23 protein-coding genes and 5 tRNA genes are annotated in these 24,619 nt (G+C 35.5%); 17 read left to right on the top strand and 11 right to left on the bottom strand.

Going from position 1 to position 24,619, the window contains the following annotated elements; translation table 11 throughout:
- From rfbD to ALGA_RS15580, 3 genes are read left to right on the top strand one after another with little or no spacing between them, the layout of a single operon-like run.
- The gene (gene rfbD / locus ALGA_RS15590) at positions 1-873 is read left to right on the top strand and encodes a dTDP-4-dehydrorhamnose reductase (protein WP_096430683.1); all 873 of its coding nucleotides are present in this window, start codon (positions 1-3) and stop codon (positions 871-873) included.
- A gap of 25 nt (positions 874-898) precedes the next feature.
- The gene (locus ALGA_RS15585; RefSeq protein ID WP_096430681.1) at positions 899-2,644 is read left to right on the top strand and encodes a phospho-sugar mutase; all 1,746 of its coding nucleotides are present in this window, start codon (positions 899-901) and stop codon (positions 2,642-2,644) included.
- A gap of 45 nt (positions 2,645-2,689) precedes the next feature.
- On the top strand, positions 2,690-3,910 hold the full coding sequence (locus ALGA_RS15580; RefSeq protein WP_096430679.1) for a response regulator: 1,221 nt from the start codon (positions 2,690-2,692) through the stop codon (positions 3,908-3,910).
- Here the strand turns inward: ALGA_RS15580 and ALGA_RS15575 are convergent.
- Positions 3,907-5,340 carry an ATP-dependent DNA helicase gene (locus ALGA_RS15575; RefSeq protein ID WP_096430677.1) on the bottom strand — a complete coding sequence of 478 codons (1,434 nt, stop codon included), beginning with the start codon at positions 5,338-5,340 and terminating at the stop codon, positions 3,907-3,909. The two genes, ALGA_RS15580 and ALGA_RS15575, sit on opposite strands and share 4 nt — an antisense overlap.
- Positions 5,341-5,427: 87 nt before the next feature.
- Between ALGA_RS15575 and ALGA_RS15570 the strand changes: the two genes are divergently transcribed.
- The 13 genes from ALGA_RS15570 (at position 5,428) to ALGA_RS15510 (ending at position 13,138) form a co-directional block, all read left to right on the top strand.
- On the top strand, positions 5,428-6,069 hold the full coding sequence (locus ALGA_RS15570) for a hypothetical protein (RefSeq protein WP_096430675.1): 642 nt from the start codon (positions 5,428-5,430) through the stop codon (positions 6,067-6,069).
- A gap of 11 nt (positions 6,070-6,080) precedes the next feature.
- Positions 6,081-6,929 (top strand): DUF3822 family protein, encoded by an 849-nt coding sequence (locus ALGA_RS15565; protein WP_096430673.1) that lies wholly within the window; start codon positions 6,081-6,083, stop codon positions 6,927-6,929.
- Complete coding sequence (gene rsmD, locus ALGA_RS15560) at positions 6,920-7,468, top strand: 16S rRNA (guanine(966)-N(2))-methyltransferase RsmD (RefSeq protein WP_096430671.1); 549 nt, start codon at positions 6,920-6,922, stop codon at positions 7,466-7,468. The genes ALGA_RS15565 and rsmD overlap by 10 nt, the downstream gene beginning before the upstream one ends.
- Before the next feature lie 152 nt (positions 7,469-7,620).
- A tRNA-Asp gene (locus ALGA_RS15555) sits at positions 7,621-7,694 on the top strand.
- Positions 7,695-7,766: 72 nt separating this feature from the next.
- Positions 7,767-7,843, top strand: a tRNA-Asp gene (locus ALGA_RS15550).
- A gap of 54 nt (positions 7,844-7,897) precedes the next feature.
- Positions 7,898-7,974: transfer RNA gene (locus tag ALGA_RS15545), tRNA-Asp, on the top strand.
- Positions 7,975-8,028: 54 nt separating this feature from the next.
- A tRNA-Asp gene (locus ALGA_RS15540) sits at positions 8,029-8,105 on the top strand.
- A gap of 54 nt (positions 8,106-8,159) precedes the next feature.
- Positions 8,160-8,236 (top strand) — tRNA-Asp (locus ALGA_RS15535).
- A gap of 487 nt (positions 8,237-8,723) precedes the next feature.
- Positions 8,724-8,930 carry a PLP-dependent transferase gene (locus ALGA_RS23645; RefSeq protein ID WP_394339916.1) on the top strand — a complete coding sequence of 69 codons (207 nt, stop codon included), beginning with the start codon at positions 8,724-8,726 and terminating at the stop codon, positions 8,928-8,930.
- Between the two features lie 59 nt (positions 8,931-8,989).
- Positions 8,990-9,334 (top strand): PLP-dependent transferase, encoded by a 345-nt coding sequence (locus ALGA_RS23480; RefSeq protein ID WP_197705588.1) that lies wholly within the window; start codon positions 8,990-8,992, stop codon positions 9,332-9,334.
- Positions 9,291-9,563 carry a PLP-dependent transferase gene (locus ALGA_RS15520; RefSeq protein ID WP_096430665.1) on the top strand — a complete coding sequence of 91 codons (273 nt, stop codon included), beginning with the start codon at positions 9,291-9,293 and terminating at the stop codon, positions 9,561-9,563. The genes ALGA_RS23480 and ALGA_RS15520 overlap by 44 nt, the downstream gene beginning before the upstream one ends.
- Positions 9,564-9,575: 12 nt before the next feature.
- Positions 9,576-10,379, top strand: coding sequence for a DUF1338 domain-containing protein (locus ALGA_RS15515; RefSeq protein ID WP_173804020.1), 804 nt, complete (start codon positions 9,576-9,578; stop codon positions 10,377-10,379).
- Positions 10,380-10,510: 131 nt separating this feature from the next.
- Positions 10,511-13,138 carry a M1 family metallopeptidase gene (locus ALGA_RS15510; RefSeq protein WP_096430661.1) on the top strand — a complete coding sequence of 876 codons (2,628 nt, stop codon included), beginning with the start codon at positions 10,511-10,513 and terminating at the stop codon, positions 13,136-13,138.
- Between the two features lie 185 nt (positions 13,139-13,323).
- Here the strand turns inward: ALGA_RS15510 and ALGA_RS15505 are convergent, their stop codons facing one another.
- The 4 genes from ALGA_RS15505 to ALGA_RS15485 form a co-directional block, all read right to left on the bottom strand.
- Entirely contained in the window at positions 13,324-13,767 is a 444-nt protein-coding gene (locus ALGA_RS15505; protein WP_096430659.1) for a DMT family transporter, read from the bottom strand.
- A gap of 857 nt (positions 13,768-14,624) precedes the next feature.
- Positions 14,625-15,407 carry an HNH endonuclease gene (locus ALGA_RS15495; RefSeq protein ID WP_162845456.1) on the bottom strand — a complete coding sequence of 261 codons (783 nt, stop codon included), beginning with the start codon at positions 15,405-15,407 and terminating at the stop codon, positions 14,625-14,627.
- A gap of 109 nt (positions 15,408-15,516) precedes the next feature.
- Complete coding sequence (locus ALGA_RS15490) at positions 15,517-16,824, bottom strand: AAA family ATPase (RefSeq protein ID WP_162845455.1); 1,308 nt, start codon at positions 16,822-16,824, stop codon at positions 15,517-15,519.
- A 238-nt stretch (positions 16,825-17,062) separates the two neighbouring features.
- Positions 17,063-17,662: a hypothetical protein gene (locus ALGA_RS15485; RefSeq protein ID WP_096430651.1), complete on the bottom strand. Its 600-nt coding sequence runs from the start codon at positions 17,660-17,662 to the stop codon at positions 17,063-17,065.
- A 725-nt stretch (positions 17,663-18,387) separates the two neighbouring features.
- Between ALGA_RS15485 and ALGA_RS23475 the strand changes: the two genes are divergently transcribed.
- Complete coding sequence (locus ALGA_RS23475; protein ID WP_262496402.1) at positions 18,388-18,513, top strand: hypothetical protein; 126 nt, start codon at positions 18,388-18,390, stop codon at positions 18,511-18,513.
- A gap of 215 nt (positions 18,514-18,728) precedes the next feature.
- On the opposite strand, the gene ALGA_RS15480 is transcribed toward ALGA_RS23475, so the two are convergent.
- From ALGA_RS15480 to ALGA_RS15455, 6 genes are all read right to left on the bottom strand, one after another.
- Complete coding sequence (locus ALGA_RS15480; RefSeq protein ID WP_096430649.1) at positions 18,729-19,307, bottom strand: DJ-1/PfpI family protein; 579 nt, start codon at positions 19,305-19,307, stop codon at positions 18,729-18,731.
- Positions 19,308-19,407: 100 nt separating this feature from the next.
- Positions 19,408-19,941 carry a GNAT family N-acetyltransferase gene (locus tag ALGA_RS15475; protein WP_162845454.1) on the bottom strand — a complete coding sequence of 178 codons (534 nt, stop codon included), beginning with the start codon at positions 19,939-19,941 and terminating at the stop codon, positions 19,408-19,410.
- A gap of 248 nt (positions 19,942-20,189) precedes the next feature.
- The gene (locus ALGA_RS15470; protein WP_162845453.1) at positions 20,190-21,386 is read right to left on the bottom strand and encodes a PAS domain-containing sensor histidine kinase; all 1,197 of its coding nucleotides are present in this window, start codon (positions 21,384-21,386) and stop codon (positions 20,190-20,192) included.
- A gap of 1 nt (position 21,387) precedes the next feature.
- Complete coding sequence (gene ercA, locus ALGA_RS15465) at positions 21,388-22,563, bottom strand: alcohol dehydrogenase-like regulatory protein ErcA (RefSeq protein WP_096430643.1); 1,176 nt, start codon at positions 22,561-22,563, stop codon at positions 21,388-21,390.
- A gap of 260 nt (positions 22,564-22,823) precedes the next feature.
- Positions 22,824-23,444: a hypothetical protein gene (locus ALGA_RS15460; protein ID WP_096430641.1), complete on the bottom strand. Its 621-nt coding sequence runs from the start codon at positions 23,442-23,444 to the stop codon at positions 22,824-22,826.
- An 80-nt stretch (positions 23,445-23,524) separates the two neighbouring features.
- A complete protein-coding gene (locus ALGA_RS15455; protein WP_096430639.1) occupies positions 23,525-24,106 on the bottom strand; it encodes a Crp/Fnr family transcriptional regulator in 582 nt (193 codons plus the stop codon).
- Positions 24,107-24,619: the final 513 nt, after the last annotated feature.

The following is a 24,619-nucleotide window of genomic DNA, read 5'->3' as shown; positions in this document are numbered from 1 at the left end:
ATGACAAACATCCTAATTACAGGCTCTAAAGGACAGTTAGGCTCCGAAATAAAAGAGTTATCGATTCAGTTTAATAATCTTCAATTTTTCTTTACGGATATTGAGGAACTGGATATCTGTGCTTTGGATGCAATAGACAGTTACATTACCGACAAACAAATTTCCTACATCGTAAATTGCGCAGCATACACTAATGTTGATCAGGCGGAAGAAAATGAGCAAGCAGCCAAATTAATCAATGCTGATGCGGTAAAAAATCTGGCTACGATAGCCATGCAGAACAATATTATTTTAGTTCACATATCTACCGACTATGTGTTTTCTGGAGATAATTCAACACCATACACTGAGGATCAGAAGGCTAAACCCATGGGTGTTTACGGCAGAACCAAATTTGAAGGTGAAGAAAATGTTCGAAACATTTGCCAACAACATATTATCATACGAACCTCTTGGTTATACTCTCCATTTGGGAAAAATTTTCTTAAGACAATGCTAGGCTTAGGCAAAGAAAAAGATTCACTAGATGTTGTAGGCGACCAAATTGGCTCTCCCACCTATGCGCACGACCTGGCTTACACCATTTTGCATATCATTCAAAGCATCACTGAAAAGAGTCACTTTACTGATTTTGGAACCTATCATTATTCCAACGAAGGCGTATGTAGTTGGTACGATTTCGCCACTGAAATACAAAACACATCGAAAAATAAATGTAAAATTAACAGCATCGAAAGCAAAGATTTTCAATGCCTTGCAAAAAGACCACACTACAGCGTATTGAATAAATCGAAAATTAAACATATTTTTACACTCGAAATACCACACTGGAGAAGCAGAATTGAACATTGTATTAAAAGAATTACTGAATAGTTAACCGAAAGAAATTGTATCAAAGATGAACGAGACTGAGATTTTTAAAATCGTAAATGAAAAAGCCCAAGCATGGCTTGAGGGGAAATATGATCAGGAAACTAAAAATGCTGTAAAATCATTATTAGAAAAGGAAGACAAAACTGATTTAATAGAATCATTTTATAAAGATCTTGAATTTGGAACTGGAGGCTTACGTGGTAAAATGGGTCCAGGAACTAACAGAATGAATATTTACACTGTTGGTGCCGCTACTCAAGGATTAGCCAACTATATTAATAAAGCCTTCGCAGGACAAGAAAATCTTTCTGTTTGTATTGGCTATGATTGTAGAAACAATAGCAAATTATACTCGGATACTGTTGCTAATATTTTCTCGGCAAATGGTATTAAAGCATATATTTTTGAAGATTTAAGACCAACACCAGAAATGTCTTTTGCAATTCGTCATTTGGGTTGTCAATCAGGTGTTATTATTACTGCATCACACAATCCTAAAGAATACAATGGATATAAAGCATATTGGGAAGATGGTTCTCAATTGGTTATTCCTCACGATAAAAATGTAATTGACGAAGTTAAGGCAGTAAAACTTGAAGAAATCAAATTCAAAGGGAATCCTGCTCTAATCGAAGTTCTTGGCGAAGATATGGATAAACTTTTTCTTGATAAAGTTAAAACATTAAGTCTTTCTCCTGAAGCAATCAAAAATCAAAAAGATTTAAAAATTGTTTTTACGCCATTACATGGAACAACAGTAAGATTGGTTCCTGCTTCACTAAAAAATTACGGTTTTGAGAACGTAATTCATATTCCAGAACAAGATGTAGTAGATGGTAACTTCCCTACTGTTTGGTCGGCAAATCCTGAAGAACCAGAAGCGTTAAAAATGGCAGTTGATAAAGCCAAGGAAGTTAATGCTGATATAGTAATGGCTTGTGACCCTGATGGTGACCGCTTGGGCATTGCTGCTACGAACGATAAAGGAGAATGGGAAATAGTAAATGGAAATCAGACTGCTCTTATTTTTAACTACTACTTAATTAGAAGAAGAAAAGAACTTGGACTTTTAACTGGTAACGATTATGTGGTAAAAACTATTGTTACAACAGAGTTATTCAAAGAGGTAGCAGAGAAAAACAATGTACAATGTTTTGATGCTTACACAGGATTTAAATGGATTGCTTATGTAATCAGAAAAAATCCTGAGAAAAACTATATCGGTGGTGGCGAGGAATCTTTTGGCTATATGCCTGGTGATTTTACCCGTGATAAAGATGCAGTATCTTCTTGTAGCATTATGGCCGAGATTGCAGCCTGGGCTAAAGAGCAAGGGAAAAACGTATTCGATATTCTTAAAGATATCTATGTAGAATATGGTTATTCGAAAGAGAAAATGATTTATATCGTTCGTGAAGGACTGCAAGGCGCACAGGAAATTGAAAAATTAATGTACGACTATCGCTACAATCGTCCGAAAGAAATTAATGGATCGACCTTAGTTTTGGTGAAGGATTACACAACAAGAATAGCTACAAACCCAGTAACTGGTGAAGAAACGGCATTGAATTTTGAGACTACTGCTGATGTTCTTCAATTTTATTTGGAAGACGGAACAAAGATTTCTGTTCGTCCATCGGGAACTGAGCCAAAAATAAAATACTATTTCGAGGTGCGCGAAACACTTGCTTCAATTGAAGATTTTTACGCTACTGAAGAAAAAGCCAACAAAAAAATTCAAGGAATTATTAGCTCTTTGAAATTAAACTAATATTTTTAGGGTAGCTTTATGCTGCCCTATATCTTTTAACTCATTATGGATAACAAAAGAACCATTCTATCTGTTGACGACTCTCCAATTAATAATAAATTAATTGAAGCTTATTTCAGACGCGATTATACTGTCATTTCTAAGGAGGGTGGTCAGCAAGCTCTCGACTGGTTAAACGACAACGTTCCAGATGTTATTCTTCTCGACATTATGATGCCGGTAATGGATGGCATTGAGGTGCTCGAAAAAATGCAGGAGAATGAAAGATTAAAAAACATTCCTGTCATAATGGTTTCGGCCAAAACAGAAATGGAGTCCATAAAAGCCACCTTAAGTTTAGGTGCACAAGATTACGTTAAAAAGCCAATTGATTTTACGGAACTGCAAACTAAAGTATTAATTGCATTTCAAATCAATGAACAAAAACAAGAAATTTCAAAATACAAGTCATACTATGACATTCATCAAGGTATGATTCATGCAGGTAGAATTCAAAGATCTATTCTTCCTGATGCTGAAAATTTCAGAAGATTATTCTCCAAATCCTTTATTATTAATCTGCCCAAACATGTTGTGAGTGGAGATTTTTATTGGATTCAACAGAATTTCCATAAAAAAAACATTGGCTTATTTGATTGCACCGGACACGGAGTTCCTGCTGCGATGTTAACAGTTATGGGACAAATGGAACTGCATACTCTTTCTCAAAATGGAAACGAAGTTAGTGCTGAACATGTTTTTCCTCTGTTAAGTCAAAAATTTAGTCGAATTCTGAACACATCTGGCGATACTTATACTCAGTACGACGGCATGGATGGGTTATTTTGCTCCATTTACCCACAAGACCAGATATTGGAATTTGTAGGAGCAAAAAGATCACTGGTTTTGATCAGGAAAAGTTCAGAGCCTGTAAAATGCGACAATGAATTGACTGAAGCAAAAGTTAGTAATGAGGACTATTCTCTTTTCGAAATTCAAGGTGATCGAAATTCAATTGGTAAAGAATCCGAATTTGCTGAATTCACAACTAAAAAGATAGCAACACAGGCTGGTGACAGGATTTTCTTGTACACAGATGGGATTACAGACCAACTTGGCGGACAACAGCTTAAAACACTTAAAAAGAAGCAATTTTACGACAAATTACTATCCATTCAAAACAAATCCATCAACCTGCAGAAATCAGATATCTTCAACTGGTTTGAAAGTTGGAAAGAAAACAATGAACAAACCGACGACATTCTGATTATTGGCATTGAGCTTTAAATCTCATTCTCATCAGGAAAGAATTCTTTTTTAAAATTAACAAGAAACAATTTTTCGGTAGCACGAGTTACCGCCGTGTAGAGCCAACGGTAATACTCTGGCGTTAACAACTCATCGATTAAGTATCCTTGATCTACAAATACTGATTTCCATTGTCCTCCCTGAGCTTTGTGACAGGTAACAGCATATGAAAATTTCACTTGCAAAGCATTAAAAAACTTATTGTCCCGCACTTTTTCGTATCGCGCTTTCTTAGAACGAATATCCGCATAATCTTCGGCAATGGTAAAAAATAGTTTTTTATTTTTCTCGTATCCAAGAGATGCCGTTTCAATATCAAGTGTGTCTAACATGATCATGGTATCTAATTCAATATCCTTGTAATCCGGAAACCGAATAGTGACCTCAGCATAACGAAATCCATACATTTCCATATACTTATGTATTCGTACGATTTCTACAATATCGCCATTGGCTATAAAATCCATTTCCTTTATATCCTGTGCCCAGAAATAATTATTCTTCACAACCATCAAATAATCTCCACTGGAAATCTCTTCCTCGCGATACAATACCGCATTTCGAATTCCCTGATTGAATTTATTTGCCCTTTTATTAGAACGACTAATTACAATAGTATCCTCAAGACCAAACTCAGAATGGGAGTTCGAAATTTCCTCAATCAATTCGGCTCCTCCAATTCGTTTTATATCAGGATAATTTTTTGTAAACAAAACAGGATAGCCTTTTTTTTCATCGGCCAGCATGCATCTTAAGTTCGTTGCGTTCATTAAAATACCCGATTCTTGATTTTGACGAACAACCTGAGTTAAGATCATCTCCTTTACCGGCATATTGTAGCATGACTCCAGTTCATGAGAATCAAGAGCAGGACTAATATCCAATCCTATTGGAGGCAACTGAGCCGTATCCCCAATCAAAATCAACCGACAATTTTTCCTTGAGAATACATATTGCATTAAATCATCCAGCAATCTGCCAGAACCAAAAACCGATGCCTCTGCAGAATAATTTGAAATCATTGATGCCTCATCCACCAAAAAAACAGTATTATTGTTCATATTTCGATCTAGAGCGAACAAACCGAGATCATCAGTAAGAGATTTCTGACGATAAATTTTTTTATGGATTGTATAAGCTGATTTTTTTGAATAGTAAGTAAGAACTTTTGCCGCTCGTCCAGTTGGAGCGAGAAGCACTGAATTAATTTTCATTTTATCCAAAACAGATACCAAAGCACTCACCAAAGTCGTCTTTCCTGTACCGGCATAACCTTTTAACAAAAAAATTCCACATTCGTCATTATTGGTTACATAATCCGCCAAACAGTCAATTGCCCTGTGCTGGTCTGCGGTTGGATCGAAGTTCAAACTTTCATTAATCAGTATTGCTACATGATTTTTTAACATTTTTGATAATTTTAATGGCTAGAAAAATAACCAAATAGATTTTTTTTTTAAATTTGCAGACAAACTTACAAACTAATAAGAATAAAAATGAAAAAAGTCCTTCAAATTTTACTTGCCATAGCTATTGTTGTACTTGCCTTTTTAGGCTACCAAAGCATAATGAAACCTATTAAATTTGGTAAAATAAAAGATCAAAGATACGAACGAATTACTGAACAATTGAAAGATATCCGTAAAGCTCAAGGTGCTTATAAAGATGTTTATAGTAAATATACCGGAAGCTTTGACACTTTAATCAGTTTCATCAAAACAGATTCTATGCCTTTGATTAAATCTATCGGTTCTCTTACTGATGAACAAGTTGAAGCTGGTATGACTGAAAAAGAAGCTGTTATGAAAGGGTTCATTACTCGTGATACGATCATGATTGCTGCTCTTGACACTGTTTTTGGAAAAAAATATCCAATCGAGAATTTACGTTTTGTTCCATTTACAAAAGGAAAAACACAATTTAAATTAGGCGCTACTGTTTTTCTTACTGGTTCTAATGTAGCAGTTCAAGTATTTGAAGCCAAAGTTTCAAACATGGATATATTTGATGATATTATGAATGTATATCGCGAAGAAATTCTTGAAGAAAATGGTAATCGTATTCGTTTAAATAAATATCCAGGCCTAAAGGTTGGTTCTCTTGAGGAAGCAAACAACAACGCAGGTAACTGGGAATAATAGAATTCTACATGAACGACCTTGTATTTGTTGATTCATCATTTGATAAAAACAAAACAAAAGAATATACTCTATCCATCCAGCTTGGTCTGGATGGATTTTCTTTTTCTATACTCAACGAGAATAAGAAATGTATTGCTTTGAATAAATTCATTCCTTTCAAAAAGAATAGTGATAATATTCCAATCAATTCATTTATTGAAATTATTCGAAATAACGAACTCTTGAATTTAAATTTCAGAGAGGTTTCGTTACTTTGGATTTCTGATAAGGTATTACTTATTCCTTCTGAATTTTTCTCGGAGGACTTTGCCTATGACAGTTTTCAGCTATCTCATAGTATTCAAAAGCAAGAATGTTTGGAATGGAATGAGTTTCCTGAGTTAAAATCATGGATCGTATTCTCTTTCCCAAAAAACATTAAAGAATTTATTCAATCTCACTTTGATAACAGCAAGCTATATCATCAGTGCTTACCCTTTTACAGAGAGGCTTTGAATCAAAAAATTGCTGAGAACCACCCACCGGTTTTTCTCAACGTACAGAATTACTTTTTCCATGTAATCATCCCCGATCGAAATGGTAAACATTTCATAAACACTTTTCCATATAGCTCAAGTTCCGATTTGGCTTACTATGTTCTCAACATCTTTAAACAACAAAAATTGAATAATGAGAGAAGTAAGTTGACTATAGATGGAGCTGTTCAAGAGGATGAAAAAGTAATTATTTTACTAAAAAAATACCTAGGTCAGGTTGAGGTTAAATCACTTCCGTCGGAGTTTAGAATAAATAATAGTATTTCGCAAAAGGAATACAATCAATTCATTAACCTTTTAAATTTATCTAGGTGCGAATAGTAAGTGGAACTCATAAAGGAAGAAGAATATCTCCGGATAAAAATTTCAAGGCTCGTCCAACGACTGATTTAGCCAAGGAAAACCTTTTTAATGTATTAAATAACATTATTGATTTCGAAGATTTAAAAGTATTAGATCTTTTTAGTGGTACAGGAAGTATTAGTTACGAATTTGCCTCCAGAGGAGCGGGAAAAGTGATGTGTGTGGAAAAAAATCACAACCATTTCTCCTTTATTCAAAAAACGATCAAAGAATTAAAGTTTGAGCAAATTCAAGCCGTTAAATCGGATGTTTTTAGATTTCTTCGGAATTTCCCTCAAAAATTTGATTTGATATTTGCAGATCCACCATTCGAAATGAAGTCACTTGAAACAATACCAGAATTGGTGTTCGAAAAGGAATTGCTAACAGAAGATGGTATCTTAATTGTTGAACATGGCTCAACAAATGACTTTTCAACACATCCAAACTATTACGATAAAAGGGTTTACGGAAGTGTCAATTTTAGCTTCTTTAAGTCGATTAAAGAACATGAATAATTCTCTGTTAAAAAAAATGCATTTTTTTCACAAGTGTAACACGCTCAAAACCGCGATTTTACTACTGCGAAGAAGAGTTTCATACAAAAAAGTTGCATACAGATATTGCAAGTAAGGAAACTTGCATTATCTTTGCATCGCAATCAAAAAAAGGTTTGGTAGTTCAGTTGGTTAGAATACATGCCTGTCACGCATGGGGTCGCGAGTTCGAGTCTCGTCCAGACCGCTAAAAGAAAAAGTTCTTTGCACTATTTTTGATTTGCAGTTTCCCTTTTGGGAAATGCAATTATTACATTTTGGTTTGGTAGTTCAGTTGGTTAGAATACATGCCTGTCACGCATGGGGTCGCGAGTTCGAGTCTCGTCCAGACCGCCAAAATAAAGAGTTTTGATTTGTTACTCTTAAAATAAACAAGTCGTTGAATATTTTGGTTTGGTAGTTCAGTTGGTTAGAATACATGCCTGTCACGCATGGGGTCGCGAGTTCGAGTCTCGTCCAGACCGCCAGAATAAAGAGTTTTGATTTGTTACTCTTAAAATAAACAAGTCGTTGAATATTTTGGTTTGGTAGTTCAGTTGGTTAGAATACATGCCTGTCACGCATGGGGTCGCGAGTTCGAGTCTCGTCCAGACCGCCAGAATAAAGAGTTTTGATTTGTTACTCTTAAAATAAATAGATCGTTGAATATTTTGGTTTGGTAGTTCAGTTGGTTAGAATACATGCCTGTCACGCATGGGGTCGCGAGTTCGAGTCTCGTCCAGACCGCCAAAATAAGCAGAAAGCCTCCGATTATTTTGAGTCGGAGGCTTTTTTGATTTTATATATTCGGTAAATTCAGCAATCAAGCTTTGACTCACGAATTATGCGAACTGCCCTAAGGTTCGCATTTCAACTTTTCAAGCTTCGAGGATAAGCCTTTTGCTATTCCGACGCAAACGCGAATTGCTTTCCAAATGTTTTTTTTACCTGCGCCGGTACTTACTGCCACATTTATATCCCAGGGTGGCATTCGCTGTGCTCATTTACCCCGGGCTATTATCTTTGAGCCCTTCAGGCTCGAGAAAAGAAGGATATCAAAGGGACGAATGTAAAATACTTCCCTTTTCGCTTGACTACAATTTATGCCTGATTAGTCAGGAGACCCGAAATTATCTCCTGATCCAAAACTATGGGTGATGTTTTAGAAGTTAAAGTAGAGGGATGCTATCTTTACTCACGACACAGGAACCCGAGTAATCATTATCTTTCGTAAAGTCTGGCCAATTCGGAAGGCACCGAAAATGCTTTGGTTACCTCCTCGGGAATGGCGGCCACCTGCTCTGCCCTACTGCAAATTTGCAGTGCCGGAGATAGAATTGTATCCAGCAGGACTATTTATGGCGGTAGCTATGCGCTCATGAAGAACTTTCTGCCCAAATTTGGCGTTACTACAAAATTTGGGAACACTACTGATCTCACTTAAGTGAAAAACGCCATTACAGCGCGCACAAAGCTCATTTACTGCGACACTATGATAATCCTGTGTTAGAAACAACAAACATCAGAGAGCTCTCTAAAATAGCAAAAGCGAATCATTGCCTTTTAGTGGTTGACAATACATTTTCTCCTTTAATTTTTACTCCAGCACAGGAAGGTGTCGATGCAGTAGTTCACAGCTTAACGAAATTTATAAATGGCATGAGCGATTGTGTTGCAATTCCATATCCGGGACTCGAAACTCCTCTACAATATCAGTTAATAAATGCAATGGCTCACAAAAACTATGGCTCGGGTGGACTCTTTGCAATTGATTTAAAAGAAATAAGATACCGCAAACCAATTTATGAAAGCCATACAAAAAGGCAAGCTTGGGTATTTAGCAGTTAGTCTGGGGGCTTACAAAACGCTCTTCTGTTCGCCGGGCGGAAACACTTCTTCGGAGATTCCGGAAGATGAGCGGATACAAATGAATTTAACAGTTGGTTTGGTAAGAATTTCGCTTGGATTGAATGATGATATTGACCAAACCTATCAAAAAAATGAGCGAATGTTAAAAAGAAATCTGGACACAGACATAAATCCAGTCAATAAAATGCATAGCTTACCAAATAATTAAAAAACATAGATTATGCAACAAGAAATATTTCATAGGCTATGGAAGGAATACGCCAAGCAGAACCCTTCCGCCCAAGCTATACTTGATTTATTCATTAAAGAAAACGAACAAGTCGTTAATGATCATGTAGCATTTCGAACTTTCGATGATCCAAGAATGAATATTAAGGTTCTGGCGAAGAGATTTATAAAAGCAGGCTACGAATTTAAAGGAGAATATGTATTCGAAGATAAGCATTTAAAAGCAGTTCATTTGGAACACCCAAGCGAAGAAAATGCACCCAAAGTTTTTATTTCGGAACTGATCTTATCTGAATTCTCCGAAGAATTTCAGAAAACTGTAAAAAGGAGACTCAATTCGGTGGGCAATGCCTATTATGCCGATCCTGAAGTAATTCATAAAGGAAGTGTATGGGGAAAACCATCTTATGTCGACTATCAATTGCTTCGCAAAGAATCGGAATATGCAGCATGGCTTTACGTTCACGGATTTAGAGTGAATCATTTCACGCTTAGCATCAACGCACTCCAGAAATACAACAGCATCGAGAAAGTGAATCAGTTTATTAAAGACAATGGTTTTGAAATGAACACTTCGGGTGGTGAGATTAAAGGCACGCCTGAAAAACTATTGCAGCAGTCCTCTACCCTTTCCGATATTATTAAAGTAGAATTTGAAGAAGGTGTATACGAAATACCTGCATGCTTCTATGAATTTGCCATTCGTTATCCGGATGAAAACGGACAGCTATTCTCAAGTTTTATAGCCGACAATGCCAATAAAATTTTCGAGAGCAGTAATTTCAGAGAGAAATAGATTAAAATAGTACTACTATATATCGGCCCGCCCAAACGAATCTGTTTAGGCGGGCTTTTTATTTGGCATCCTTCCTCTTTGTCCATTAAACCTTTATCTTTAACCAGCATATCTAACTTAAACCCAAAACCGTGAAAACCGCACAAACATTTCTGGTTCTTATTGCATTGCTTGTTTCATTGTGCCACACAAGCACAAAACAGATAAGCATTGAAGCAGGAGTTGCCAAAACAATGGCTGAATACCGAAAAGCCAATATCTCCAATTTGAAATATCAGCTGAATTTTGACATTCCCGAAGCTCGTAAAGAAGCAATTTCAGGAACAAATAAAATCAGTTTCGATTTACTGTCAACCAATCAGGATCTTCAAATTGATTTTCGTGAAAATGCCGACTTAATCCGTAAAGTAGTTTGTAACGGGAAAAGCTCCAACTACCTATTTGAATTGGAACATTTGATTATCCCGAAAGGGGAATTGGCAGAAGGAAAAAACGAGATTGATATTGAATTTACTGCCGGGAACAGCTCCTTGAATCGTAACGATGAATTCTTAGACACTTTATTTGTACCGGACAGAGCCAGAACCGCTTTCCCATGCTTTGACCAACCAGATTTAAAAGCAGCCTTTCAGTTGAATTTAACGGTGCCTAAAAATTGGAAGGCCATTGCCAATGGCAAGCTCGATTCTAAAAAAGAGGAAGGTGAACAAAGCCATTACAGCTTTCTTACGACCAAAGCTCTTCCCACCTACTTATTTTCTTTCGTAGCCGGAAAGTTTGAAGCTATAACTAGGGAACACAAGGGGCGGAAACATACCATGTATCACCGTGAAACTGATCTCAAAAAGCTGGCTGACAATACCGATGAAATATTTAGATTGCTATTTCAATCGCTGGATTGGCTGGAAGAATATACCGATATCCCTTACCCTTTTGCCAAGTACGATATTGTTGTGATTCCATCCTTTCAATATGGCGGAATGGAGCACACAGGAGCGACCTTGTACAATGCTTCAAAATTGTTTTTGGATAAAAATGCGACCAACAAAAGCACCTTGTACCGGGCAAATTTAATTGCACACGAAACTGCTCACATGTGGTTTGGCGATTTAGTGACTATGAAATGGTTCGATCAGGTTTGGCTAAAAGAGGTTTTTGCCAATTTCCTTGCCGATAAAATTACGAATCCAAGCTTTCCGGATATGAACCACAAGTTAAAATTTCAGATGGCACATTTCCCTAGTTCGTACAGCGTAGATCGCACAAGCGGAGCCAATCCAATTAATCAGGTATTGCCAAACCTTAAGGATGCCGGATCGGTCTATGGAAGCATCATTTACCACAAATCGCCCATTGTAATGGATATGCTGGAACGGATTACGGGTGAGGAAGCATTGCAAAAAGGCTTACAAACTTATCTGAAAAACTATTCCTACGACAATGCTACATGGGAAGACCTTATTGCCATACTCGACGCAAGCACTACAAGCAATTTAAAGCAGTGGAGTAAGGTTTGGGTAAACAAGGCTGGAAGACCGACCCTATCAACGGATATAACGACTGAAAACGATCAGATTACTGACTTTACAATCATACAAACTGATGCCAAAGGCAATCCTGGTGACTGGAATCAGGATTTGAACATCCTTTTAGGCTATGAAAAAACAAGTGAAGTTTTATCCGTAAAATTTGATCAGCCACAGCTTGTGATTTCGAAAGCTAAAGGCAAAAGAACACCTGATTATATTATCCCAAATGGAAAAGGAAATGCCTATGGATTTTTTAAATTAGATGCTAAAACCAAGCTATTCCTTCTTGAAAACATGCACAAAATTAAAGATGATTTGGTGCGTGGAGTTGCCTGGATCAACCTTTATGAGAATCTTTGTGAGGGAGAAGTAAACGGAAAAGAATTTGTGCTTGCCGTCGAAAAGCAACTACCAAAGGAGAAAAGCACCTTGATTTTGGAACGCATGTTATCTTATATGCAATCGGTCTATTGGCTGCATTTAAGTGCCGAAGAGAGATTACAAATTGGGAAACATTTGGAAGACAGCCTTTGGATTCAATTGAACGCGGAAAAGGACATGAGCAAGAAATCGAGCTTGTACTCTACTTTAAGCAGTATTGCAGAAAGCAAATCGCGTTTGGAACAACTCTTTGCAGTTTGGAAAGAGGAAATTGCCATTGGCGGATTTAGTCTTTCGGAAACCAAAGCAACTGCCTTAGCTTGCAATTTGGCTATAAAAATGCCCGAAAAATCAGACGAGCTTGTTGCTGTACAAACGGAGCGAATTGAGAATCCTAATCGCAAAAAACGCATGCAGTTTGTGGCTCCTGCCCTTTCTGCCGATCGGCAAATTCGTGCAGAGTTCTTTGCCAATCTGCACAAAGCTGAAAACAGAGAAATTGAACGTTGGGTTTTAGATGGCTTGGGGTATTTAAATCATCCCTTACGGGAAAAGGAAGCATTGACCTACTTGCCACAGGCTTTGGAATTACTGCAAGAGATTCAGATTACAGGCGATATATTCTTCCCATACAATTGGCTGAGCACTAGTTACAGTGGTCTTCAATCGAAAGAGGCTGGAGATATTACCCGTCAGTTTTTGGCTGAACGTCCTGATTATCCTGAGAATTTAAAATTGAAGATTCTTCAGGCTTCGGATTTGGTGCTGAGGAAGGAACAAGGATCAAGTTTCAAGGAACAAGGTGTAAGGATCAAGGGAAAAGGAGAAAGGAGAAAGGAACAAGGATAAAGGATCAAGTCCGGAGTAGGAATAATCAAATTGAGCTTACTTTTTAAATATAGAGATGGTGCATCCGTTAAAAGGGAGTGCCATTTTTTTACTCAACGCAGTCAGGTTTCAAACAGACATTTTAAGATTCCGATTATCCTTAGTGTTCCTTCGTGGAAAGGCTTTGTGGTTAAATCCTTAATTGATTAAAACTTCTGAATTACCAATACGCCGACTAAAATTAGAAGAACCCCGGCAATTCGTCCCCAGTTAATGGGTTGAACAGGTACTCCGAACATTCCAAAATGATCCAGTATCAAGGAGAACACCAACTGACCACACACAATTAAACCGAAGCTTAAGGCTGCTCCCAATCGAGGTATAAGAAAAATTATGGAACTAACGTAAATACAACCCATGAGACCGCCTATCCATGCATATATTGGAGCCTCTTTTACCGCCAGCAATAAGTTATTTGGCGTACGGGTTCCTAAAATGACCAACAAGAGTATAAAACTACCCACCATAAAATTGACCAAAGCTGCCATTAGCGGCGCTTTTAAAAATGCACCCAATTTGGCATTAATGCTTGCCTGAATAGGCAACAAACAACCAACAGCAAGAGCCAACAACATCAAAAAATATCTCATAGAAATCGTAAATTATGAATGCAAAAGTAGGAATTTAAAATTCTCGGAGACCTGCAAACAATAAAATAAGCCTTCTGGTCTTTCACTGCCCCACGCATAATAAGCCATCTTTTGGTTTGGTGGGCTCATTCTACTCTCAGAAAAGCAATCTTTTTGCTTGGTGAGCTCATTCTACTCTCAGAAAAAGCAATCTTTTTGCTTGGTGAGCTCATTCTACTCTCAGAAAAGCAATCTTTTGGTTTGGTGGACTCATTCTACTCTCAGAAAAGCCATCTTTTGGTTTGGTGGGCTCATACTGATGCCGAATAAGACAACTTTTTGCCTGGACAATAAAAAAGGCCAGGCTGAGAGCTTGGACTATTGGAAATATCTGCTGCAACATTCCCCTAATAGCCCATATTTGCTGGGTGTACCCTACCAAATTTAAACAATCACAAAACCCCGAGCTAAAGCACGGGGCAATGGATGTTGTGGGTGCCCTTCAAAATTTTACAAATGGAATTGAGGCTACTGAGACAGTTCTACTCACTAGTAAAATATTGTAAGAAGAAAACAAAAAAAAGCTGCAGATTAATCCACAGCGTTACAATATTTTTAAAATAAATCCATTTTAGGAACTTCATTTCCTAGCATTCTCTTTACTAAAAGTTCCGCAAATTAGATCAATAGTTCTTTTTCTTCTGTTCCGATACCATAAATAGCAATTGCAGTTATGATAATCGGATGCCATAAGCTTATTTTTACACTTAATTTTTTATTGTTTTTTCTACTTTGCAGAGCACGAGCTACAAGCTCGCGCTAACAGGTGCCGAAGGAATTGTACTTAGGTCTTGTTGTATTCTGTAAAAATGAGTGGTCTATATAGGATTATCTATCCTACCATACTCTAGTATTTCTATAGAATATTTTTCATATAGTTCTTTTATTAAATAGTAGTGAGGAGCCTCATAATCTAAATAAGTTCGATTCTTGATATTTATTTTTAAATCTTTCCTAATTTTCTTCGCCAATTTTTGTACTTTATTCGCAAATAGTTCCTTATTATGTCGAGTTTCAAGCTGAATAAGTTTGATGAAATCATTTGAAACATTATCAAGTCCACTAATTTTAAGTTCCTTTTTCAAATCAAAGTGAACTTTCAAACCAATTTCTGTTTTATATAAATTATAATATTGGTTTAGAAAACGATTGCCTTTTCCATAATGCTGATTGTTGCATGCTTGACAGCAAGGGAATAAATTCTTTTCATTAAGGTAAAGCATTGGGAACTCGGATTTCGGTAATAAATGATCTATTTCAAAGTTTAATAAAGTTAGATCTTCATCAGAGTCACAATATGGACATATACAATTACCTTGGTTTTTAAACAATTGTTCTTTTAGTTTCATTTTACTAAACCCTGATTCATCTATTTCCTTCCAATATGTTGGATAAAACAAAATATTATCATAAATAAATTCGGCTAAATTAGTAACGCTGACCGATACCTGAAATTTATTGACTGAAAATATATTTTGATGTATCCGACCATTTTGTACCGCTGATACACGTAGCCCTCTTCTCGCATCTTTTTTTGAAATAAGTGAAACTAGTTGGATTAAAAATTCTTTTTTAACCCGTAAAGCTAAAATCCGTTCCATATACATATTAGACGAAAAGTCTAAAGAGTTTCCGTTAGCAATCAGGGACAGAATATTCTCAAATATATATATGCGAATAATTGCGACTTTATCAAATGCTTTTGAATTCCTAATGAGTCTCATCGTCTGTTAAATACGTTTTTCTCAATTTCATTTTTTCTTCAACATTACACATTGAGTTTATCAATTGCGCTTTTTCAAATCGGTTTAATTTATGGTAAACCTCAATTAAATCACTATAAATAAAAGAGATTGTTTTTTCGCCAATTGCTTCAAAATCATATTCATCACAAAGAAGAATTTGAGTGTCAATTTTATTAATTACTCCATTTGTAACATTTAAGACACAATCGTTATGTAAATATCTAATTATTCTGTAGTCATGCGTTGTAAATATTAAGATTGAATTGTAAGCAGTTGCTACTTTATGTAAGGCAGGGATTACCAATTCTCGCCATTTGGGATTTAAATGATTTTCAGGCTCTTCAACTACAATAATTGAATCATTTTCTATACCCGACAATATGGAAATATATCGAATAATTAGAAATTTCTCACCAGAACTTAGGTCATCAAATCCTAAATCAACATCTTCTTTAATTAATCGAAACCCATTCAAGAATATTTGTTTCCCAATATATCCAGAGTAGTCTTTACAAATCTCTAATGTTGTAGGAGTATCTAATATCTGAGGTTCAGAGGTAAATTCTAATCTATTATCATTTTTAATTTTTTTATATAATATAGATTCTGCAGATTCCAGCGAGCTATCCCAATACCCATCAGTAATTGAACGTACGATTTTAATATCCACTTCACCAGACAAACGAAATCCCATCCTCTCAAGGAACGAACCTGCAATTGACTGTTTTTCATCACTCTTCAAAAATCTAATAATTCCTTCCGTTATAGATGGATATCCAAAAATATTTTTACCATAAATTGAAGCCACATCATACTTTAAAATTGGATCGTCTCCAAGATAATTTGAAGGTTTTTCATTTGGGTATTCACCACATGTTTCAAACGTTGAAAGGATAAATTTCCCATTCCAAAAAGAAATAACTCTTTCATTATGTATTATCTTATCTTCATACTTAAGTCGTGAGCCTAACTTGAAATCATAGATAGTTTCACCATCGACAGCCAGCCAAACGTAATTATCTACACATTTTAATACTCGCTTACTTGATTTATATTCAAATTCAATTGATATATCAAATTCTAGCTTCGATCTAGTTGAAATAGATTGGAAAACCCTTGCAATCATTGAGCAAAAAGTAGTTTTTCCACTGCCATTTGAACCAATTAGTCCTAAAATCTGACTCCCTTGAGGAAATAGTTGAAAATCGTTCATTTCAACTAAGTTTTGTTTTAGTATTTTATAACCATTAATTTCTATTCTAGATATTTTCATTTTTTTATAATAGTTAAAATTCCAATTGTCCAAATTTTCAAGTTGCATCAACTTTTTTAAACAGATACTGGAACTTTTTTTTATTATTTACAACGGTTTTGCTAAAATTTGTGGGTGACCTACAACTACCGCCTTATCAAAACCGCTTGCGTTTATTGTTTTTGTTTCATTATCAAGTTGAGCGTCACCGCCCATTAATTTTAACTTTTGTTGAACGCTTAGTTGTTGTAGCCAGTAATTAACTGTTTTTTTCTAGACCGGTAAAATCTTGTCCAAGATAGTGATCAGTCCCTTCAAGTAGTTCAATAAAATTTTCATACGCTCGCGCCCATTGAGCTACATCTAATATCATTAGCCATTTAGATTTACCATGAGCTCCCGTCAATTGGATTTTCCCATTCCAGTATTGATATTCTATTCCATTATTTGAACTCTTTGCCCATAAAGGTTTGACATTTACAGCATGAATAATTTTATTACAAGATTCTCTTAAGTTAAGTTTGAAATTACCTTTTATAATTTCACCAATGATCAATTTATTGCATGCTTTCTGATCAAATAAATTCAGGTTGATATCCTTGCCAGTATTGGAGTCTTGTATTATACTATAATTGACATTAAAAGTATCTTGAATTACTCTCAATTTGATAGAACATTCCAAAATATAATTACTAACAAGACTTTTCGTCCACCCCCAATAATTATCTTCTTCATATCCTCCTTGATCTTCAATACTGCCTATTAATCTATCACTACAATACCGCTCACTTCCATAGCTAAAGTGCTGCAATAACACTAGTTTTTCTAAAATTCCGTCTAAATCTATAAAGTGTGACATTTGTTTGTGTAACGTAAAAGTATTTTATCCTTTCGTTTTTTAAAATTAACAAAACATTATTTAGAAAACTGATTTTAGATTCTGAGAATAGTTCTAAATAAACCAAAATTGCTAAAACTCTTACAGGTCTCCGACGCTTTCAGTATTTAGCAATTAGCAGATGTAAAATAAAAAAACCACCTTGAGAGTATCAAATAGGAATACCGCAGTCAGTGCTTACCAAGTAAGACAGCAGTTAAAAAATACAGGATTAATAAATGAATTTAGAATAAGAAGAACTTGCTAAAACTCTTCTCGACTCATCGAATATATTTATGTGGCTAAAGCCAATTTTAAAATTTCTTGTAATCAGTTGCTTACAAGTAAAGCGATAGATGTTCAGCTTTCATCAACAAATACTTTGCAATTTCATCTATTGCAGTTTGGCTTTAGCCAACTGTTTTTTAATATTCTACTATTGTTTAAACTATGTAACACCCAGGATAACTTTTTCTTGTACCACAACAAATACTAATTTTGTTTTGATAAATACATGTTGAAAAATATCACGTCTCAAAGAATAGTGACATTGTATTGTTATTTTGGCATCATTATCTGACTTTATGCCACATTTAGCAGTATGGCTCACTTTTTGTGACGTAGTAAATCGAGCAGTCCAGCTATGATTTATAACCGAACACGACTCAAAATTAATTTATTTTGTTTAATTAAAAAGGAGATCTAAAATGGGAGCATCTGGAAACAAACAGCCAAAAAAAGTCAAATCAGGTAAACATGTTAAGCACATTCCGTCTTATCAGGTAGAACATACAAACACCGATCCTGACGATCTAAAGAAGAAGAAAGTATAATTTTCCCTTTAGATTTAAATCAAACAGCAATAAAACGTAACACTTTATTGCTGTTTGAGTTTAAATAAGTTTCCCCCATTGCAATGAAAATCCATATTTGGTAAGAAAAGCAAGCTCTTTTGTTCTAAGAGTAGCCGGTTGCGGGCTTCATGTCAGTCAAGTTACACAAGAGTTAAAAACAGCTTAAACCTATGGATTAACAACTGTACAATCTATTATTCACTCCAAATCCCATTTTTAAACAATTGAAACCATTTCTCAAGGTCAATGTCATTATACAATTCCATTTTCTTAAAAATTTCTTTTGCAAATTCAATTGGAGCAATTCCATTAGCTGTAATCATATTCTGGTCAGTTACTGCCAGCGAGCTTAAATAATTCTTCTCCCCATTATATTTCGGAGCCACTCCTTTTAAATAATTTAAATCATTACTGGTGTGCTTCACATCATCCAACAATCCTAATTGTCCCAGATAAGCAGTTGCAGCGCAAATTGCAGCAATTGGTTTTCCTATTTCGAAAATATCTTTGGTAAATTGGCTTATCTCTTCATTCTCTCCTTTTTCCCATGCTGTTCCACCTGGCAGAATCAGCAGATCTAAATCGTCAATAATTAATTCTGAAAGTGAGTTAACTGTATTAATTTGTAATCCTCCCATTGATGAGACTACACCTCCATTTTTTGAGAAAAATACTAAATCAAATTTTTCACTCTTATTCAGCTCTGGTGTGAGGAAAGATATTTCCCAATCGGAAAATCCGTCAAATAGGAAAATAAATATTTTTTTCTTCATCTCATTTCTTCTTTTCGTTTTATACAATCCTTTTTAATTAATGCACAACTAACTTCTACTAAAGGAGATTTTCTATATCAATAGCTTTCGTATGCTTTAGCTATTCAAAATATGGAACATAGCACATTTCCCGAAAGCTTTCTTTGAAAAGAGTCAGACTAGTTTCTGTTAACCCATTAGGATAAGTCATTAAAAGCATTTGTATGGGAACTCCATTTTTTCGCATGGGAAGTTGTCGGTAGTCGTCCCTATTTAGGGTAAATCCCAAGCGTTCGTAAAAAGCAATTCGCCGCTTGCTGGTATCACAATTGGGCAGTTCCACCTCTAGTATTATAGCTTCACTAGCTTGCGAAAGAAACTGCTCAACAATGCATTTACCATATCCTTTGCCCCTATATTCAATCAGTGTGGCCAAATGTTCAATATACCTCAGTCCAGCAAATTGCCACCATAATATAAAACCCACAAAAACTCCATTATCGCTTACAATATCGAAATGATAATTTACATTCTGTATGATTTTTTGCTGCAAATCAAGCTCCCTGCGTTCCTCTTTTGGGAAAGCATCCTCATACAATTCCCAGGCTTGTAAAAAGCCTGTTTCATTCGTTTGGTTTAGTCTGGTTCTTTTCACTGTGGGTATTAAATTTCTTTTTAGTTATTGTCATTCCGATACTAACCAAGAGTGGTACTGAAACAAAAAAAACCGAGCTGAGGGTTTAAACAATGTATTTTAGTTGTAGAGCTTACGGAATTATTGGATCTCGATTTTAAAACACGATTTCTCCCTTAATCAATCACAATCCATTTTATTAGGATATAAATTCAGAGTACTTTTCTATATCAATTCGTTGGTATTTATTGGCAGTTTTTTACGAACACTTACTTTACAGGGAGGTACTTAATGGTAAAATAGAATGTTGAGCCTTTGTTTACATCAGATTCTACCCAAATTTTACCTCCTAACAATTCAACGAATTCTTTTGCAATAGCTAAGCCTAATCCATTCCCACCATAATTGAACTTCACAAAATCACTTGCTTGCATAAACCGGTCGAATATTAAGGAGTGCATCTCTTTCGGTATACCAATACCACTATCAGTTACATAAAAAACCAGATCCTTGTTTATTAGCCGATATCCAAACTCAATACCTCCTTCATGCACAAACTTAAAAGCATTGTTCAGTAAATTCGTAACTATTTGAATCAATTTAGTTTTATCAGTATATATGGCTGATTCCTGATCGGATAGTGCTTGATGAAGCTGAATTGATAAATGGCGGGAAAACGCCTGTTTTTCGTAAATAATCAATAAATCTGATAAAACCTGATTGATATTTATTGATTCTATATGAGCCTGATCCTGATTTGTTTGTAAGGTATAAATGGTAAGTATGTCGTTTACGATCGAGAGAAGCTGATTTGCACTATTTACAATTATGGATGTAAATTTTTTACGTTTTTCAGGTAATAAATCCGAATCGCCAAGTAATTCTGAAAACCCAACAATGGAATTCATTGGGGTTCGAATTTCATGAGACATATTTTGTAAAAAAGCTGTTTTTAAGTGATCACTTTCTTCTGCCTTTTTTTTAGCTTCCAGCAACATTTCTTCGTACTCTTTGCGCACCGTAAAATCGCGAATAACAGCTACAAAAACATGTAAGCCATTCCAGAAAGTATTATTGATAGAAACTTGAACAGGTATTTCTTTTTTAGTTTTATTTTGTAAAACAATCCATTCTATGGTTTGCGGCTTGTTATTTCTTACTTTGTTCCAAATATCAGGCAGACTATTTATATATTTTTGGGCAGCAGATATATCCATTACCGTTAGGTTATCACCCAATTCAGCATTCAACAATAATTCAGCAGGCTTGTTTAAAAATAAAATCTTACCCGAAATATCATGAATGATGATTCCATCGCTGGTGCTGTTAATAATGGTATCCAGATTCTGCCGTGAAGCTTCCAGCTCTTCAATTTTATTTTGTAACTCTGGATAATAACTTTTCCTATGTGAATTCTCACCAAGACCTATTATTTTATTTCGATCATTAATCCATTTATCTTCCATATTATAAAGCATCTTTATAAACCACTTCCAAATCTTTTTTTACCGGAGGTCGTGGATTGGTTGCATTACACGGATCATTAATTGCTTTGTTCGCCAAAACTGAAATTATATCTAAACTTACCCCCTTTTCCTGAAGGGTTTTATCAACACCTAATGTTTTATTCATTTGAAAAAGGTAGTTCATCAGCGATTTTTTATTTTCCTGATTATTAATCCCAACCGATGGCAACTGAAGAGTTTCGGCTATCTTTTTATATCTATCTTTGGCAACATCAAAATTATAATTTACCACATGAGGTAATAATATGGCATTGCACTCACCATGTGGTAAATCTAAATACCCACCCAAACTATGAGCCATAGAATGTATGCATCCCAAACTGGCATTTGAAAATGCCAATCCTGCATAAAGACTTGCCAACATTACTTTTCCTCTTGCCTGCAAATTGTTTGGTTCTTGTATTGAATGCAGTAAATTTTTATCGAGCAGTCGGATTGCCTCTAGTGCATATAAATCGGTAAATGCTGAACTTGCATTAGATACAAACGCCTCGAAGGCATGAGAAAGGGCATCCATTCCGGTACATGCGCTTAAATACTTGTCCATACTTGTCAATACATAGGGATCAATAAGAGCCACATCAGGTACAGTTGCCTTACTAATAATGGCCATCTTATATTTCTCTTCGTAATTATTGATGATTGCGAATTGCGAGACATCGGCTGAGGTTCCTCCTGTGGTAGGAATACACACTAAGGGAGGCATGGGTTTGTATATTTTGTCTACTCCTTCAAAATCTCTGATATGACCATTGTTGTTAGCAATGATCCCAATTCCTTTCGCACAATCGATAACACTCCCGCCACCAATTGCCAGAATCATATTACACTTGTTCTGAAGATACACTTGTGCGCCTTCCATTACTTCGTAATCTCTGGGATTAGGAGAAACATTGGAGAAAATCACATAATCAATGTCAGCTTTCTTCAACTTATCTTCTGCCTCCAATAACCATTGTGTTTTTAAAATTACGCTATCGGTAACTAACAAAACTTTCCGTCCGCCAAGCTTTTGACAATATAAACCCACGTAAACTCTTGAATCGATTCCGAAAATGTATTCCGGAGCTACGAATTTTCTAATTTCCAGTTGAATATCATCAAATTCTTTATTCATTACGATTTTTTAAAGTTGCCACTATTTATATTCTTCTCACACAAAAATATCTTTAGAAATACCCTTTCTAAAGATAGTAAATATGTACAACTATGTATTCAATTAGAATCTTTCTGTAAATAAACCTCTTTTAAAAAAAACAAATAAAAAAACTGAGATACAAGAGACTTACATAAGGGATGCAAGTCGTAAATACTAAAATCAGCCAAACCTGTCCGTACTCACAAAGCCTGAAATTGGTTTCCATCAATGCTCACAATTTAAAAATGCCAACCTATTTTCAGGGATAGCTCTCCTTGAAACTTTTTGCTTTTGTATTCGGAAGCACCAACAGCTACCTTTTCGTTGTTTAACACGTAGTGCACTGCAGCCCAAGGTTCAATATAAAAGTTTTTATACACCTTAAGAATATAACCACTTCCGGCCGTGGCCACATAATCTGTAAAGTCATAAGTCTTGTGATCAATTTTCGAGCTTATCGTGTTGTCCCACATCTCAACCCCTGCTCCTAACCACCATCCCTCGAAGTTGTTATTTTTAAAACAATCAAAAATCAAAGCGGTGGCTGTTATTTTTAAGTCTTTAAAATCATCATCCCCCATCAATTTATCCGGCATCTGAAACCCTGCAAACACAGCACGAACCCGAAATTTCTTATATCCATACCACAATTGCGCTGAGTAACCCAGATTACCCGTTGAGGCGCTCATAATTGGAGGAAGCAAATCGATGGCAACACCTACCGTTTGTTGGGTTCTTATGCTGTCTGGTTGAGATTTGAGAATTGTTGGGAAAGAACTTGTTTCAACTGCATCGGATTGAGCTGAAACTACTGAGGCAAAAACGATCATTGCCACAAAAAGAAAGAATTGCTTTTTCATATCATAAAGTATTAAAGTTTACGATGCAAATATCGGCATATGAGAAGCTAAGATTCCTCCGCATTTGTTACCAAATTGATTTACTGAAAAAACTCTTTGCGAATTCGACTTAAGGACTTTGGAGCAACTCCCAGATAATTGGCAATATGGTAAAGTGGCACTTTTTGAAAGATTTCAGGATGATTGCCCAATAAGCTTTCGTAGCGCTCCTTTGCCGAAAGCACTTGCAAATCGATACTCTGCCGGGCAATCTTCACAAATGATTGTTCCATTAATATTCGACCCAAGCGTTCCAATTTTGGGATTTTAGTATATAGATTGGATAAATCCTGCTGTTTAATCATTAACAATTCAGAGTTTTCGATGGCCTTGATATTGATTAATGATGGCAAATTACTCAAACGGCTTTCGTTGATGGTTACCCAATCGCCATCAAAAGCAAAATCAGTTGTTACTTCATTGCCATTTTCTATGGTTTTGAAATAAATCAAAACCCCAAAATTTACAAACCCAATAAAATCACACACTTGTCCTTCTTGTAAAAAGAGTTCACTTTTATTAATTGTTTTCACTTTCAGATAATCAGAGAATATCAAGAATTCCTCATCTGTTAATGAAACGATGGAATCAATACTACTTTTTATTCTATTCAACTTATCCATAAACTATTTGATTAAGGATTTTTTGACAGGTGATAACAACTTCTTTACAGGGTATGCAGACCAAAACTCCACAATCCTAAATTAAGCATTTAATTACTGATTCGTGTTTAGTATATTTAAATCAGGATATAAAATTTATGAATCTTTGGCACTCTCACTTGCCTTGAGTGTATCAATTGTTGCATTCACTAAGAGCCTCACTTACAATAAGCCCCTCAGGTTTAAAATCGGGAGCTTGGGAGTTTACTAGATGGGTTTGTCTTTATTGAACCAAATTCTTGGAGGAAACGCTGAGGTCTTCTGCGAGGATATAGCAATTATGCGGCATAATAAATTGAAGATCGTTATATTGGATCGCCTCTACGAAATAGAATTCCATTAATAAGAGAATCAGAGATTACAAATCTGCAGGAGTAACTTGTAATTCCTGAAACTATTCAGCTTACTACTTAGAAGCTGTTTAAAATTTATCCTTCCGTGCTTTTATATCATTTTAATGTGCCCAACTTCTAA

It is taken from the genome of Labilibaculum antarcticum (genome assembly GCF_002356295.1).
Taxonomy (GTDB): domain Bacteria; phylum Bacteroidota; class Bacteroidia; order Bacteroidales; family Marinifilaceae; genus Labilibaculum; species Labilibaculum antarcticum.
The sequence above is the reverse complement of the archived record's forward strand: the minus strand, read 5'-3'. Positions and strand labels throughout refer to the sequence as shown.